Origin of the sequence: Planctopirus hydrillae (assembly GCF_001707835.1) — a bacterium.
GTDB classification, from domain to species: Bacteria; Planctomycetota; Planctomycetia; order Planctomycetales; family Planctomycetaceae; genus Planctopirus; species Planctopirus hydrillae.
Window position 1 is genome coordinate 524,194 of sequence record NZ_LYDR01000063.1, and the last position, 16,326, is coordinate 540,519.

Consider the following 16,326-nt stretch of genomic DNA (forward strand, 5'->3'; position numbering starts at 1 on the left):
AGAGTCCTGAGAAAAGGCGGAAATATTATCGTCCATCGTTGATTCTCATGAGCAAGTGATTCACTTGAGATGTTTTCTCAAGATTCCAATCAACCGTCATGACGCAAGCAACCACAAAGCGGAGACTTTTTATGGATGGTGTTCGCTCAACCATTGCCCCAGTGCCATGAGGGCAAAAGGCGTTGCAATTAACGGGTCGTCTTCCCGCATTTCACGGTGATCATTTTCCCATCGGCCATCGGCCCGCTGTCGATCAAGAAGCCGCTGGATCAATTCGTCCCAATCAGCAGTATCGATGATTGATCGAATGAACACTCTCAATTCAGCCCACTGCGATGCTTCGTAGTAATCCAGACCTGCATCCCCATCGGGACTTTTGAATGACTCGCCCTCGTTGGCCGTCGAGAAAGGGAGTGGCTTCTCATGCCGCGGTTCGACAATCGGTCGATGAAGCTCAGGGAACTGCTTTTGCAAACAGATCTTCCTGGCCATTAACCCATCCCAGGTCGCAGTGGGATAAGGTTTGGCCTGAGGACGTTGGTCAGCACTGAACTCAAAACCCTGTTTATTAAGGATGTCCATGGGATCAGGCGTAAAAAAATAAACCGCCGTGCTCATCGGCATTGGAGCGTTCGCCTGGCATCTGCCAAGAAACAGTTCGGCATCGCGTGCAGTCTCTTTTGTCAGGCCTTGGGCAGCAGCCAGCGCCATCAGCACCATACGAGTCACAGAAATATTGGATGGACTGCCTGAGCGATAAGATCGTTCCGAAGTTGTATCTGCCAGTGGAGCACGGTCATTGAGTGCCCCCCACCCCCCAAAATCCGGATCGCTTTGGATCCAGCCCTGGGCCTCAATCCGTTGTGAGGCCTGGAGTGCCGCTGTTAACTGACGACTCAGATCAGAATTTTCCACGGCATGGGTTCGGCTTAATGCCCGAAGCAATAGTGCAGTGGCATGAACCGGATAATCAGCCGCCCGGCCGGGCCCCTGAACCAATCCCATTTCATCAACATGCTTGGTGAGAAAGTCAATCCCCCGCCGAATGGCGATCGGAGGAATCACTCCTTCGAGACTTTCACTTCGAGTCAGCAAATCGAGTGTCAGTGCCGTCTGACCAACTCCTCCCTGCATAACTCCATAGACCTCAGAGTGCCACCCGCCGTCGGCCTGCTGCTGATTCAACAACCATTGAATGCCATGTTTCCATGCTTTCAGACAGCGCTCATACTTCTGGTCAAGCACTGACTCACATGCAACTTCTGACGGCTTTGCTGCCACCTCCGGAACCGACCGGAGATTGCTATCGCTGATGGTGGGTAAATCCTGTTGAGGCTGGGAATCACAACCCGTCACAAAATGTAACAACGACATGACGCAAATTATGGCAGGGCGCTGTAAGACCTTACGCCATGCCAAGGTTGAAACGAGGACATTCCCAAAATGCCGTGTCATTAAAGTGAAGATCTCCACTGTGAATCTCTTCAAAAGCGGCTTTAGACGCATGCGGATCACATTTTCTCAGTCAGTTGGCGGTTCTTCTTCGGACAATTTTCATTCCTTTGTGTAGGCCGGATCAGGTTTTGCTTCGAAAATTCTTTCGACCTCCAAAAAGGGATTTGAACATGCGACTCCTGCTCGTTGTAGCACTGGGAATGTGTGGTTGGGCATTATGGCAGACGACGGAAACAGCCCAGGTTATTGAAACCAGCTTCCCGACAATGCCAGCAGATCGCCTTGAAACTCAGCCAGCCGCTCCGGCAAAAAATGAGCGATCCTCGGCGTCGCTCGTCTCGCATGAAACACAGAATTCGATCGACAGAGGAACACGCTGGCTGATGTCCGCCCTGAATCGGCGCGGTGTTGGCCCGGATATCGATCAACCCTTTGACCTGAGCTGCACTGCGATCACAGGTCTGGCATTGCTTTCTCAGGGGAACACTCCACGTGGCGGTCGGCATTCGGCTGAACTTCGGCAGATTCTCGAAATCATGCTCATGCGAATCGATGACTTTCCGCCTTCCAAAGATCAAGCGGTACAGCTTTCTCTGGTACAAAGAAAAATTGGACGCCACGCCGATCTCTTTTTTGCGGCACTGTTTCTCAGCCAGACTCTCGGAGAATCGAGCAGTTACGATCGTGAAATCTGCGAAAAACTCAAACGACTGATCGATATCATTGCCAGCAGCCAGAAGGATGACGGCACCTGGGGCGAAGAAAGCTGGGCCCCGATCCTGGGAACTATCATGGGCTGGGAATCACTCAGAGCTTCTAGTTCTTGCGGCATCCAGGTGCAGGCCTCGGCTGAGCTGGCAGGCCAGGCGCTGCTTAAGAAGCTGCAAATGAAAAGCCAGCAGGAAACCAACTGGATGCATGATTTCTATAAGTCGGCTTCCACCATCCGGGTTCTGCATTCCACGCAGCATCGACATGAGGCGGCGTACATCGAATGCGTCCGTCAGATGATTGAGATCGCCAAAATGGATGATCGACCTTTTCTCCACGCAGGTGGCGAAGAATACCTGGCGTTTTACTTGATGACAGAATGCCTTCTTCAAGAACAACGCGAAGACTGGCAACAATGGTACCCACTCGTCTGCAATCGATTGGTTAAACATCAGAACCGGGACGGAAGCTGGACCGGACACCATTGCATTACGTCCCGCACCTTCTGCACGGCCGCTGCACTTCTGACGCTGCAAGCCCCCCGGCGATCACTCCCCATGTCGGATCTCTAGTGGAGCGTCACTGAAAGAAATGTGCTGGATTCAGGTCATTTTTCGATGACATTTCCGCCGCATGTCATCGAGCTTTCCCGGAGGATTCTCTAGAAAAGCTTGTTTGAGTCACAGGTTCATCAGCGACTTCATCAGCGACAGATTAATCGGCCCAAAGAGCTCTTTGATCCACTTGGATAAAGCGTCGCTGCGAAGTATCTTCTGCAGAACCATGTCACCACAGAGACCAATCCCGATCATCGATCTTTTCGCCGGCCCGGGAGGCCTGGGCGAAGGTTTTTCCGCCTATTCCCACCCCTCGGAAAAATTGTTCTTCAAGATTGCGTTGAACGGCTATTAAGACTCAATAAGAAACCGAAGATGGCTCGCTCTGATCTTTGGACTCGTGATCAACTCCTATTGGCACTTCGGCTCTATTTGCGGCTGCCGTTCGGGAAGTTGCATCGACTCCACCCGGAGATTATCGAACTCGCAAAACTCATCGGCCGCACACCGAATGCGTTGGCGATGAAGGCGTGCAATTTCGCGAACCTTGATCCCGAACTTCAAGCCCGTGGAATTCGCGGCTTATCGAATCTCAGCAATGCAGATCGCGAAATCTGGTTTGAGTTCTTAAACAATGCTGAAGGTCTGGCTGCTGAAGCTGAAGAGGCTGCGGAACGAATTGCAGGTGTCGTTAGTACTGATACGCCAGAATTTTGCCTGCCGACAGGCCCGACTGTCGTCGAGCGAACCGTGCGAACACGCCGTGTTCAGTCCTTCTTCCGGGCCGCCGTGTTGACCACGTACAACTCCACGTGCGCTATCTCAGGAGTCGCTGGTGCCGAACTCCTCACGGCAAGTCACATCATTCCATGGAGCGAATCCGTAGAGCGCCGTGCCGACCCCCGCAATGGTTTGTGTCTAAATGCGTTGCTGGATCGCGCATTCGACCGTGGATTGTTTTCGCTGGATGACAATCTGCAAGTCATCGTTTCACGACGCCTGATCGACAACGTGGCAGAGGCGACGCTGAAATGCTCACTGGATCAAATCGAGGGAATTTCCCTCTCAATGCCATCCAGATTTCTACCTGACCCAGAGGCCATTCGTTTTCATCGAACAAAAGTCTTCCAACCGTAGAGTCACCACACGGTGATCAAACGCGCTAACGGTTCAAGCCATTCAGTAAACTTGTGTCTCTAGTCCCGAGGTGTCCGCGGGTGGCAGTGGAGTGCATGAGGATGCCCGGAAAAGCAGAACGCCTAACTCCCCTGAGAATGAGAAGTTAGGCGTTGGTTGTCCGCCGGTGGCCGGGAATGGCCGCCAGTGTCCGTTGATGTATGAAGAGGCGCCGCCCGGATTCGAACCGGGGATGGTGGATTTGCAATCCACTGCCTTAGCCACTTGGCTACGGCGCCGTTGCCTGGCGATTGATGGACTGGATGGCTTTAGCCCTCTCGATCCTCAATCGACCGTGGCAGGATCTGTTATCGGAACTCCACAAATGATTTGTTGAGCGAAAGCGTGCAACTTTACCCAACACGCAAAATTTGCGGATCCATCACATTTCCCACACTGGAACTGTAGGTTTTCGAGTCCCACGGGTCAAGCAAGTTAGCACTTCGCCTTTCGGCAAAGTTGACCGCCTGCCCGAAAAGTGGGAGCCTTGTTTCTTTGGAAACAGGATGCGGGCACTGGAGGTTTCGTCGCCGCTGGAATAACTTCTGAGTAACGGTGAAATACCCTGGGCCCTCGATCTCCGATGGCCGGTTCGTGCCATGCTCAGAAATCTCTGAAGGTGAATTCATGTCGACAGCACATGCCTCTGCTTCCAGCGAACAGGAATTGATTTCGATTGCCCAGGAGGCGGTCAGTCAATGCAACTGGACCGTGGGGGAATGTGCGGCCCAATGGACTGTCAAATTCGCCAAAGGTCGAACTGACGCCGATTTTGCCAATCTGGTTCATCTGAGTCCTGATCAGGTTTTTCAGCGTCGTCGTGTCTGGGAAACTTTTGGAGATGTCCGTGGGCAGTACCCGCATCTGAAATGGTCTCACTTTTACTCGGCTGTGGCATGGGATGATGCGGCAGAATGCCTGCAATGGGCTGATGAAATTCAGGCCACAGTCGCGGAAATGAAAGCCTGGAGAAGGGCCCAGCGTGGGGAAGATCTGAGCCTTCCTGCGGATGATGAACCTTACATGCTGCTGGCCGGTGAACCAGTCGCTGTCCGCATGCCAATCGATGGAGAAGAGGCACCATTTGATGGCGCTGTCCCTGGCAATGGTTCAGGGATGCAGGCAGATCCAACCGCTTCCAGCTTTGCACGAGAGACTGGGGATTATGCACCCTTCAATGCCGGAGCAATGACAGTCCCCGATAAAGCGAGTTCCCACGATGAACGTGTGCCGCCGAGTGCCGAGCAGATTTTCAAACGGTTGACATCAACCTGCGAGAAATTTTCGGCGCTGCTTTCAGACGAAGTGATCAGCGAATTTCAGTACCTCGATGGAAAGTCTCAACTGAGACTCGTTAAGGCTTTCGAGACTTTGATGGAAAAAATGCAGCCCATCGCTGGTTAAGCATCGATCAGTATCAGGCCGTTCCATCTTCAAACGGAGTTGAATCGCGTTGGATTCAACTCCGTTTTCGATTTGCGATAGCATTCACGAGCGACTGTACTAATAATGAATAAGTTCGCCGTTTATCAGCTCACAGTCGCATTTGACGCTTTGTGATCGACTGAGATCGGCTGCCAAACCCAGAGGATGCCAGCCGTGGCTTTTGATGACGATTTCAGACAACGGTTTTCTCCTCAGAACGGTACCGGTGTCAGCAACTGGCTGGTGGCTCTGCTGCTCTTTTCCGGTGGCCTGTGGGCGTTGAGTTCTGCTGGAATCTGGCCTTTCAGTCGCAATTGGGTCAATGCCGTTTCCCGCCCGATTACCCCTCGCGGTGATCTGGCTGACGATGAAAAGACCACCATCGAGATCTTTCGCGAATCTCTTCCCAGTGTGGTTTATATCAGCAGTTTGACAGTGAATCGTGCCCAGGCAAGTCCGAATCCTGTGCAGATTACGCGTGGTACGGGAAGTGGATTCATCTGGGATCACCAGGGTCATGTCGTCACGAATTTTCACCTCATCCGGGGTGCACAATCTGCCACGGTGATTCTCGCTGATAACTCAGAATGGGATGCGGCACTTGTGGGATACGAACCGGATCGAGATCTGGCTGTTCTCAGAATCAAGGCACCTGCCAGCCGCCTGCGTCCAATTCCGGTGGGGACATCCCATGATCTCCAGGTGGGTCAAAAGGTCTTCGCGATCGGTAATCCCTTTGGCTTCGATCACACGTTGACAACCGGTGTCATCAGTGGATTGGGCCGCGATCTGCCTGGAGCGACGGGAGAGACAATTCGAGGCATGATTCAGACCGACGCTGCCATCAACCCGGGAAATTCAGGCGGGCCACTGCTGGATAGTGCCGGGCGATTGATCGGTGTGAATACAACCATTCTCAGTAACTCAGGGGGCTCCGCGGGAATCGGGTTCGCGATCCCGGTCGATACAGTGAATGCCCTTGTACCAGTACTGATCAAGAGTGGCTGGAATGAACGCCCGGAGCTGGGGATCATCTTCATGTATGATGCGATTGCCCGCCGTCTGGGAGTTACGACAGGTGCACTGGTGAATCATGTCATTGAGAACAGTGCCGCTGCACGAGCCGGTATTCGACCGATGTGGCGCGATGAAGATGGCGATCTCATTCTTGGCGACATCATTGTCCAGATGGATGACTTGCCGATTACTGGAGAAATGGATGTCTTTCGAGCCATGGAACGGTTCAAGATCAATCAGGTCATCCAAGTGAAAGTGATTCGAGACGGTGATTTGAAGACCATCTCCCTCAAACTCGATAATCCGTAACCGTAAAGCGTGAGAAAGCTGCCTCAAATTCTCGATGCTTCATCTGGGATCTCAAGTATGTGAAGTTCTCTGTCGTGCTCGAGATGAATCAGCCTTCGTTTGAATTAGCGGCGCCAGTGCTGAATGAGGTCAATGACGTCATCATGCTCAACAACATCATTGCACATCAGCAGGTCAGCAATGTCGCCAATGGCTGACCAGTGATGGTCTTCCCTCAAGAATCGATGAAGTCTGGCACACCGATCTTCGAGAAACTCAATCTGTTTGCGAAGATCGGGCATGAGCCTTTCGGCCATCTGCAGAGCATTTCGCCAGTCGGGCTGCCATTGGGGAACATGAGCCGGGTGGGTTTCATCTCCGCTGTAGATTGTTTCTGCCATCGGCCCGGCCAAGGCCACTTCGCATAAAATCAATGCAAAATCGTTTCTCTCCCGGATCGATTTTCGCCAGGCCATCGTGGTGTCACCGAATCGACGCGGACCTTCGTCTTCTTCCGGCTCCAGACTGGCAAGTTTCAATCTTCCGCCATGCAGGATCCCCACAAAGATATGACCCGCCTCGTGATAGGCTGTCAATTCCCGTTCGCTGTCACTCGAAAAAGCCATTTTGTGAAACACCCTCGAGTGAATCGCTCCACGAGTACGCACTATCCTCTCAAAACGAGAATCCATGACGGGATACTCGGCAAGCCAGTTTTCGCACTGATTCGAAGACAGGATATCCCAAAAAGACAGATTCTAGCGCGCGTATTCAATAACTCGTGTTTCACGCAGGACAGTGACTTTGACTTCCCCAGGGTAGGTGAGAGATTGTTCAATCGCTGTTGCCAGATCGCGGCATAAACGAGCCGCTTCGCGATCATTGACATCCTGCGGATTCACAATAACGCGAATCTCCCGGCCTGCCTGAACTGCATAAGCCTGTTCGACACCTGGAAATCCACAGGCAATCGATTCCAGTTCTTCCAGACGTTTGACGTATCGCTCAAGCGACTCGCGGCGTGCACCAGGTCGAGAAGCCGAACAGGCATCGGCAGCTGCCACCAGAACTGTATAGATGTAGTCTGGACGAATATCGTCGTGATGGCCGCGTGCGGCATGGATCACTTCGGGACGTTCGCCGTACCGTTTCAGTAGTTCGGCACCAACAGCCGGGTGACCGCCTTCCATTTCATGGTCGGCTGCCTTTCCAATGTCATGCAGGAAGCCGCAGCGGCGGGCGAGATTACCATCCAGGCCCAGTTGCTCTGCCATCATCCCTGTGAGTGCGGAAACTTCAATCGAATGGCGCAGCACGTTCTGGCTGTAGCTGGTACGGAAGTGGAGTCGCCCCATGAGTGCAAGCAGTTTCTCATGGAGGTTAGGAATCGTGGCTTCCTGCGCAGCCTCGGCTCCCTGACGAAGAATATATTCTTCCATTTCTTTCTGTGTTTCGAGCACGATTTCGTCGATGCGTGTGGGGTGCATGCGACCGTCTTGAATCAGCTTAATGAGTGCGAGTTTGGCTGTTTCCCGGCGAACACTGTCAAACGCCGAAACCACGACCACACCCGGTGTGTCATCAACAATCACATCGACTCCGGTGGCCTTTTCAAAGGCGCGAATGTTGCGGCCTTCGCGACCGATGATTCGTCCCTTCATTTCATCATTCGGGATGTCAATTGTGGAGACCGTTGACTCGGAAGTATGGGCGGAAGCGTACCTCTGAATGGCCATACCGATGATCTCCCGAGCCTGCTTTTCGCTCTGGGCTTTCACTTCGGCCTCGTGCTTCATGACGAGAGCACCGGTCTCATTCTTGAGTTCGCGCTCAAGCTGATCCAGCAGCATTCGGACAGCAGATTCGCGATCCAGGCCGCTGATCTTGTAGAGTTGTTCCTGCTCCTGCTTGAGAATTTTTTCGACTTCCCGATCACGAGCTTCCACCACTTTAGCTCGTTCTGCCAATTTGGTTTGAGTGGTCTCCAGCATTCTTTCCCGCTTGGCGAACTCGTCCTGGCGCTCGCGAATTGTGGCTTCTTTTTTATCCAAAGCCCGCTCGAGCTGGCGAAGTTCATCTCGCTGTGCTGAAAGCTCGCGGTCAAGTTCTTCGCGACGCTTGAGAAGCTCTTCCTTGGCCGAGAGCTCTGCCGCTTTTCGCAAGTTCTCGGCATCACGCTCGGCCTGAGCGACGATTTCTGCACGGGTTTTGAACGCAGTCCCACGAACAACACGCTCAGCGAAGTATCCCGCTGCTGCTCCGAGTAGCAACCCGAGAATGCCTGCAATGCCTATTTCCACTTGGCAGCCCTTAAATTTTGTCGGCTGACAAATGAATTCTTGAATGAAATTGGCGGAGAAACGAATCGGATCTGTCTGAAGGGAACCAAAGACAATCAATCACCACTCATTGGAGCTTCAACTGTCATTGATGATTTTCAACGATCTAGGAACCAACTGATCATTTCACAAACACAGACTCTACAGCGCGTTCATCAATTCGATCGACTTGAGTCGGCAATACCAACTCTTACGATGAGACTTCCATCACCGAACAGAAACCTGGAACTGCTTACCAAATCAAACTGTGTGCCTTCTTCAAGCATTCACAACGATGACAGTCAATTTCCAAAATGATCCATCTCTTCGGCAGGTTGTTCTCGGCGTAAGTCAGATCTGAGCCATGATTTGCCAGTTGACATCAAAATGACTGGCAGAAGTGCTTCGAGAAACTGCCATAAGGTGTTTTTCTCGATGAGTGGAGGCTGATCACCTGAAACTGTTACTTGAGTTTCAAATACAGTCCCCCACAGCGTCCTCAAATCATGCCCGATATGGCTCCTTCAATCGTCAAAAAATTCCCGAGATTCGTTTACTGCCCCCACTGAATTCAACAATCCATCTGCAATCGCTTTATCTGGTTGATGACTGCTTGCGAACACACGTTGCAAGCATTTACAAATCAAACACTTACACTGGCTACTGAGGATATCAGAAAGCCAGCGTACACCCTATATTAACAGGTCAGCACGGCGAATCAAATCGCCGCAGCGACCAACAGTTTCCACATTCTCATGCCCCGCCAGGCTCTTCGGACAATTGGAGCCAGGCACCGGCGATGCTTAATGAGTCAATCCGCCCACATGTCTGATGATTCAACCGGCACAGCCGCTCGCCTTGTCGTGGCCGCCATTTGTGACTGGTGGGTTAAGTCTTGTGGATCTTCAGAACGAGAATCTTCTCGTCTGGTGATGGCTGTCTCGGGAGGAATCGACAGCCTGGCTTTACTCCACGGATTCCTGTTGGTTTCGCAACTCGATGTCTGGCGACATGATCACGGTTTCCCAGAAAAATCAGATTGGCTGATTGCTCATTTCAACCATCAGGTCCGAGGACAGGCAGCAGATGACGACGCCCTGTGGGTAAAGCAACTGGCTGTCGGGGAGCAACTCAATGTCAGGTTGGGGAATCGACAGACCGAAGCGGGGCAGGGGGCTGGCGAAATCGATCATGCTTCGATTTCTGAAGAAGCACTCCGCCGATCTCGTTACGACTTCTTGAGACGAGTCGCTGAGGAACATGAGGCAAAGTGTATTGTCCTCGCCCATCACGCTGATGATCAGGCCGAAACCGTACTGCATCATCTACTCAGAGGGAGCAGTTTCAGTGGTCTGGCAGGTATGCGGAGATCGCAGCCCTTTGGGCCATCACTGACACTGGAACGACCACTGCTGGGCTTGAATAAATCGACACTTCGCCAATTTCTGGTGGAGATCGGACAAGACTGGCGGGAAGACGGCACCAACAGCGAAACCGCCTGGACACGAAACGCCTTAAGACAGTTGGTGCTTCCTGCGCTGGACGATGCTCTGGTCAAAATGGGCATCCAGCGGACATCAGCACAAGGCCTGCTTCAACTGGCAAAGCACAGCCAGGAAGTGGAAACGCTTCTGCAGAACCTGGCAGACGAACTCTTAAATGAGAGTGTGCTTGAAGGCGGTTTCGCGAAGTTTCAGGTGGCAGCCTGGCGAAAACGACAACCAATCGTCCAGCGCGAAGCCTTTAAGCAGATCTGGACTAGAAATCAGTGGCCAAGAAAAGATCTGGCAGCCAGACATCTGGAACACCTCTGTGAGTTTCTGGGGGATTACAAGCAACCTTTGTCAGGAGACTTTCCGGGGGGGATCCGCATGACACGTCGTCGCGATTGGTTTTCTCTGATGCCGATCGATTGGGAAGAAACTTCGGGATGACAATTCGTTACCAGACCCGTTCGATTCCCAGTTTCCTGACATTCCGACGAAACTGTGTCATGAAATGATTGACATCCACGATCTCAACATGGAAAACATGCACGAACGTCGATACGATGCGGCGGAAAAGTCCATCGAATGGTGGTGATGACTGCTCTCCTCGAATCAGCGTGTTGGAAAGCCGGCTTTACGAGTCGGTATGAGCTTCTGATCTTGTGAATGACGGACAATTCTGTCCTTTCTTGTCTTCTGTTGCCGAGCCTTTCAAGAGGAACATCCGTAATGACTTCTGCGACGATAACCGCAGGTGCTGCGCCGAATGCTCACCGCCTGCTCTGGGCTGGATTCACAGCAATTCTTGCCGCCGGTGTGGGGTTCGCAATTCGTGGAGGGATTCTCGATAACTGGGGCAGGGAATTTGGCTTTACCAATGCTCAGCTTGGCGTGATTGGTGGTGCGGGATTTACCGGGTTCTGTTTCGGCATCATTATTGGTGGCGTGATCGCGGACAAAATTGGCTATGGCAAACTCGTCGTAGCCGCCTTTGCGTTTCATGTGTTGTCAGCTTTTGTCACATTTGCGGCAGTCACTCCCACAGGAGACGCAACCGCCATTGCAGCGGGCCAGGCAACCGCCTTCAACTTCCTGTTCTGGGGAACGTTCATCTTTGCGATTGCCAACGGAACCTTGGAAGCCGTCGCGAACCCGCTGGTGGCGACAGTCTTTCCAAATGACCGCACGCATTATCTCAATATTCTGCATGCAAGCTGGCCTGCCGGGATGATCATTGGAGCGGCTGCCGGTTGGGTGCTGGACGATATGTTCAACGTCCCCTGGAAGTATCAATTAGCTTTGTTCCTGTTACCAACATTGGTCTATGGGCTGATGTTTCTGGGACAGGCCATGCCTAAAAGCGAAGCCTCCAAGCAAGGACTCTCATTGGGTGAAATGCTCAAGGATGTGGGTCTTCTTGGTGGACTCGTGGTCTGCTATCTGCTTTCGCTCTTCTTTGGCGATGTTCTCAAGCCCTTGTTTGCCGAAGACTCGCCAATGGCAGGCTATGTGGGCTACGGCATCGGTGGAGCACTCCTGATTGCGGTCGGCGTGATTACGAAATTCAGCCTTGGCTCATTCCTGCTCTTTGTACTGTTTGTTACTCACGCCCTGGTTGGTGCCGTGGAACTTGGTACCGATGGCTGGATTCAAAACATTACGGGAAACATCCTCACCTCCCAGGAAGGAAAGATCCTCTTCGTCTTTACATCCGCTGTGATGTTCGCTTTGCGATTCTGTGCCCACTTTATTGAAAAGCAAATGGGCCTTTCACCGGTGGGAATTCTCCTCGTCTGCTCGATCCTGGCTTTCATCGGTTTGAATCTGACCAGTCGCGTCGATTCATTCACCATGGCTCTGCTGGCACTGACAGTTTACGGGTTTGGCAAAACATTCTTCTGGCCCACAATGCTTGCTGTGACCAGTGACCGCTTCCCACGAACGGGTGCTGTTGCCATCAGCATCATGGGTGGTATCGGGATGCTGTCCGCCGGTCTGATGGGATCGCAAGGCTTAGGCTATGCTAAAGATCGATTTGCAGGTGAAGCCTTGAAAGCCGAAAAACCAGCTTTGTTTGAAGAATATCAAGCCTCCAAAGAGAGCAAATTCCTCTTCTTCCCGGCAGCCAAGGGAATCGATGGCCAGAAACTGGGAGCAATCCAGGAAAAGAAACCTGATCAGAGAACTGAAGACGACAAAATCGTGGTGGCAGCCAGCATTGCTGGTGATCGAAAGACTCTCGTGGCAGATTCAGCGATCCCGGCGACCATGGCAGCGATCTATCTCTGCCTGATGATCTACTTCAAGAGCATTGGTGGTTATCGCCCACTTACTCTTAAGGATCTCTCATCCAAAGACAATGTGCATACCGGCACCGATCTTGGCACTGCTGAGAGTTAATCCCGCTAACAATCAATTCCATGGCGTCTGGATTCGTTTCTCCAGACGCCATGGGATTGGGGAACTGAGCCAGTCAACGGTCTCCACATTCTCAATTGGATATGTGGAGGCCGTTTCATTTTCGGCTCGAATAACGGCGACGAGGGCAAATGGCTGATCAGTGGGCCGAAAACTGATCACGGGGGCGAAATGAGTGGAATGCTGTTGGAATCTTCCACAGCGCGCGGCTCAATGACTGGATAGCCGCCAATAGAATTGGACAGCGGCCAGGAGGCCCCAAAATGAAGAAAGGGCGAAGCCGACTGGCATCACCCTGAAGTTGTCATCATGTGAACCGATGACAGCGGCTTATCGCAAATTCGCTTCAAACCTCGAAATCAAGCGAGCACACTGGCAAATGCCAATGGTGCTACTTGGCTTCTGTTCCTTCAACGCGAGCGACAAAGTTCAGCATGGGACTCATGCGGCGAACCTTGGCCACAATCAGTTCCTTGTCGGCGGCTGAAGTCGCAGCTGCGTACTTCTTTTCGAGCTTCTTGATCTTGGCCTTACGCTGGCGACGCTTAGCCAACTCACGGTCACGTTCTGTACGAGGCATCTGAAATCCAGTTCAGGTCAAGTTGAGAAAAATACCAGACAGTCCCATTGGAAAAATACTACCGAAGCTTCTTATGGCAAGTCTTGCAACGAATAGCAAAACCAACCAGCTTGCCGCACTTGGGGCAGCGAATCGACTTCCTCAACTTCACCAATTTTGTTCGTGGTCGGTAGACCATGTTTGCACTCCACCGCAAATATTCAGCGACAACGTTTCCGCATTTGCGAAAAATAGCAGCTAAGTTCACGCAGAACAAGTGAATGCCTATACCAGAAACACGGCGATTTTGGCGACAATTCGATTTCTGCGGCGAAAGGAGTTCCAAAACTTCATTTGCGAAACTCTAAAATGCCGAGAACTGACCGTCAGAAAGTGTCCACAAGAACATTATTTTTTCGATTTAACCTCATACTCCCATGCCGAACCACAATTCAAAAAATGGCGTCTCCATGCAGACGACTCCCAAAATTCTGATCGCCGGGGGAAGTGTGCGTGCCGCAACGGACTCGGCTGTGCGTGGCGGGTGGCAAGTCATCGCCTATGACCAGTACGGAGATCTGGATCTTCAAGAGTCGTCGATCTGGCAGTCACTTCCCGCAGAAACTGAAAAATGGTCTCTTGATCCCACCCATGTCGCACAGGTGCAAGGTTGGACCTACACGGGCCCATTTGAGAACTGGTCCGCAGATGCTGTCGAATTCTCCGAGCAAGCTGAAAAGTGTTCGATTCCGCTCCTTGGCGCTACACCTCAGCTTCTCAAACGGATTCGTGATCCCCGCTTTCTGCAGGAAACAGTCGCCAGTATTGGTGGAAATCCTCTGGCAGTCATCCTTCCCGGCCAAATCGCAACGTCCGCATCACGACCTGCGACACAAGTCGATCCCGACCAGATTCAAGAGTGGATTCGTAAACCACTGCATTCCGGGGGAGGGTTCAATGTCCGCGATGTTTCTCAAGCCCATATCACCGAAGAGAGCTTACATCTTTCGCTGAATGAGCTTGAATACCTGCAGGAAAAAGTCTATGGAGTTCCGCAAAGCTGCATCTTCATGGCAAGCTCCAGCCGTGTGGAGAGAATCGGTTGGACTGAAGGTTTGATCGGCACTCCCTGGGGAAAATATGGTTATCGCGGCTCCGTGGGCCCGATCACCGTTCCCCAGGCCATCGATGAACTGGCCTGTTCACTGGCGAACGCGATTGTCAAAGCGACTGGCCTGTCGGGAATTTTGGGGATTGATGGCATCCGCTGCAAAGAATCGTGGAGACCAATCGAAATCAACCCGCGCTACACGGCAAGTTGTGAAATTCTGGAAGGAACAGTCGGCCATCCACCATCTCTGATGGACCTGCATCTCAGGGCCTGGCAGAATTTCAGGACCTGGCAGAGCGAATTTATGCCGCCCTGTTTCAAAAGTGCGTCCGTTTCGTCCGGGGAAAAAAAAGCAGAAAAATCCTTGCATCAATCGGCAAGCGAGGATCTTTTGCAGCGCCCCCACTTCGGTTGCAAGCAGATTGTTTACGCTGGAGAGACGTTTCATGCGCCGGATTTGCGTGCTCACTGGTTGAATTCGGATTCTCACAGATCACCAGTTATTGCCGACATCCCCATGCCGGGAACGCTCATTTCAAGTGGATCCCCTGTTTGCACCCTCTTCGGATGGGGGGCTTCAATTGCCGAAGCCCGCCGACAATGCTCAGAGCATTGGTCTCAACTGACGACTCGTTTTCCTGCGCTGAAGCTCGACTGACGATCTCCTTATTGCCGGACAAATTCATACAACATGAATCCCTAAACCATCAGTCATAAGCCTTACATTCGGCGATACTTCCCGGAATTCTCAGGCTTTACACGAGGATTGTTCCGACAGCAGCCCTTGGACATCTTGTTGATGGCCACAATCAGAGTGAGATGAATGCTGTTCCATCGGACCCTGATGGATCGCGAGTTTGAACAGCCCCCAAGTTGTCCGAAATCAATCCCTCCATGAGTGCGACGTTGTCGCAATAAAGACTTCATCGTGCCAACACCTGCTGATCGCATCCATCTGGCCCTCGAAATCCTTGTCGAAGAGTGGACCCCATTCATTCGACAGGAATTGAGCAAGTCGTATGGAAATCGAGTCGAAGAAGTGATTCTTGCGCAGATTCGCGGTGATCGAAACATGGCCTCTGCCAGATTTTCGGATCCGCTGTCTGACCCCCACATCCTGCTGAATGTGGTCTGGGAACAGTGGAATCACTGCTTTCGCCATCAGTTGGGAATTTTTGAACGGAGCCTGATCAGCGAACTGCGTGAGTTTCGTAATCAATTGGCTCATCAGTCGTTTTTAACGGAAGACGATGCCTATCGAGTACTCGATAGTGTTCAACGGTTATTGGTGGCGACAGGTCACACCCAGCGGGCGACTCAACTGGAAGACGAAAAGGTCGATGCACTCCGACAAAAATTCGGGCATCGCGTCAATCGCGAACTGGCCAGAATTCGATTCAATCGACGTCGTCTACTCGACATCGCACTCTATAGTCTCTGCTGCTTTGCATTGGTCACAACGCTATGGAGCTTTCTGTGGGAGCGTCACTGGCTGGCCACATTACTGCTGATTGCCTTTGTGATCTTTACCTTTGGTTACTTTATCTATCAGCGTCTGAGCGCTGCGATTCCGGTCTTTGGCGTCCATGAATGTGCTCATTGCCGCAGGGTGATTTACACAGAATCATGCCCATACTGTGAACAATCGCCAGCAGATCGGCTTAGACCACGCCAAAATCTGGCTGTTCAGGAAGCATCTGATGCTACGCTCGCTCACGAGATGCTGGAAATGATTGACCATCCTGCGAATCCTCTGGAACTGATTTCCAAAGCTCCGCGCTGATCGTTCGCTCATCTACTGTAT

At 52.1% G+C, this 16,326-nt stretch carries 12 protein-coding genes and 1 tRNA gene; 8 read left to right on the top strand and 5 right to left on the bottom strand.

The window, feature by feature from the left end:
* Positions 1 to 129 precede the first annotated feature (129 nt).
* Positions 130 to 1,374, bottom strand: a complete 1,245-nt coding sequence (locus A6X21_RS09515) for a prenyltransferase/squalene oxidase repeat-containing protein (protein ID WP_131818267.1) — start codon at positions 1,372 to 1,374, stop codon at positions 130 to 132.
* Positions 1,375 to 1,625: 251 nt separating this feature from the next.
* On the opposite strand from A6X21_RS09515, the gene A6X21_RS09520 reads away from it, so the two are divergent.
* Together A6X21_RS09520 and A6X21_RS09525 are read left to right on the top strand one after the other, a co-directional pair.
* The gene (locus tag A6X21_RS09520; RefSeq protein ID WP_068847387.1) at positions 1,626 to 2,738 is read left to right on the top strand and encodes a prenyltransferase/squalene oxidase repeat-containing protein; all 1,113 of its coding nucleotides are present in this window, start codon (positions 1,626 to 1,628) and stop codon (positions 2,736 to 2,738) included.
* Positions 2,739 to 3,098: 360 nt separating this feature from the next.
* On the top strand, positions 3,099 to 3,860 hold the full coding sequence (locus A6X21_RS09525) for an HNH endonuclease (RefSeq protein ID WP_068847388.1): 762 nt from the start codon (positions 3,099 to 3,101) through the stop codon (positions 3,858 to 3,860).
* A gap of 206 nt (positions 3,861 to 4,066) precedes the next feature.
* Here A6X21_RS09525 and A6X21_RS09530 read toward each other — a convergent pair.
* Positions 4,067 to 4,138: transfer RNA gene (locus A6X21_RS09530), tRNA-Cys, on the bottom strand.
* Positions 4,139 to 4,526: 388 nt separating this feature from the next.
* Here A6X21_RS09530 and A6X21_RS09540 point away from each other — a divergent pair.
* The gene (locus tag A6X21_RS09540; protein WP_068847391.1) at positions 4,527 to 5,303 is read left to right on the top strand and encodes a hypothetical protein; all 777 of its coding nucleotides are present in this window, start codon (positions 4,527 to 4,529) and stop codon (positions 5,301 to 5,303) included.
* A 186-nt stretch (positions 5,304 to 5,489) separates the two neighbouring features.
* Positions 5,490 to 6,650 carry a S1C family serine protease gene (locus tag A6X21_RS09545; protein WP_240490218.1) on the top strand — a complete coding sequence of 387 codons (1,161 nt, stop codon included), beginning with the start codon at positions 5,490 to 5,492 and terminating at the stop codon, positions 6,648 to 6,650.
* Positions 6,651 to 6,754: 104 nt separating this feature from the next.
* Here the strand turns inward: A6X21_RS09545 and A6X21_RS09550 are convergent, their stop codons facing one another.
* Entirely contained in the window at positions 6,755 to 7,255 is a 501-nt protein-coding gene (locus A6X21_RS09550; RefSeq protein ID WP_068847393.1) for a hypothetical protein, read from the bottom strand.
* Between the two features lie 132 nt (positions 7,256 to 7,387).
* Positions 7,388 to 8,923, bottom strand: a complete 1,536-nt coding sequence (gene rny, locus A6X21_RS09555; RefSeq protein WP_068847537.1) for a ribonuclease Y — start codon at positions 8,921 to 8,923, stop codon at positions 7,388 to 7,390.
* Between the two features lie 848 nt (positions 8,924 to 9,771).
* Between rny and tilS the strand changes: the two genes are divergently transcribed.
* The gene (tilS, locus tag A6X21_RS09565; RefSeq protein WP_068847397.1) at positions 9,772 to 10,881 is read left to right on the top strand and encodes a tRNA lysidine(34) synthetase TilS; all 1,110 of its coding nucleotides are present in this window, start codon (positions 9,772 to 9,774) and stop codon (positions 10,879 to 10,881) included.
* A 282-nt stretch (positions 10,882 to 11,163) separates the two neighbouring features.
* Positions 11,164 to 12,834 carry an MFS transporter gene (locus A6X21_RS09570; protein ID WP_068847398.1) on the top strand — a complete coding sequence of 557 codons (1,671 nt, stop codon included), beginning with the start codon at positions 11,164 to 11,166 and terminating at the stop codon, positions 12,832 to 12,834.
* A gap of 409 nt (positions 12,835 to 13,243) precedes the next feature.
* Here the strand turns inward: A6X21_RS09570 and A6X21_RS09575 are convergent, their stop codons facing one another.
* Positions 13,244 to 13,432, bottom strand: a complete 189-nt coding sequence (locus A6X21_RS09575; RefSeq protein WP_013110280.1) for a DUF6800 family protein — start codon at positions 13,430 to 13,432, stop codon at positions 13,244 to 13,246.
* Between the two features lie 449 nt (positions 13,433 to 13,881).
* Here A6X21_RS09575 and A6X21_RS09580 point away from each other — a divergent pair, with 449 nt between their 5' ends.
* A complete protein-coding gene (locus A6X21_RS09580) occupies positions 13,882 to 15,180 on the top strand; it encodes an ATP-grasp domain-containing protein (RefSeq protein ID WP_068847400.1) in 1,299 nt (432 codons plus the stop codon).
* A gap of 270 nt (positions 15,181 to 15,450) precedes the next feature.
* A complete protein-coding gene (locus A6X21_RS09590) occupies positions 15,451 to 16,305 on the top strand; it encodes a Swt1 family HEPN domain-containing protein (protein WP_068847405.1) in 855 nt (284 codons plus the stop codon).
* Positions 16,306 to 16,326: the final 21 nt, after the last annotated feature.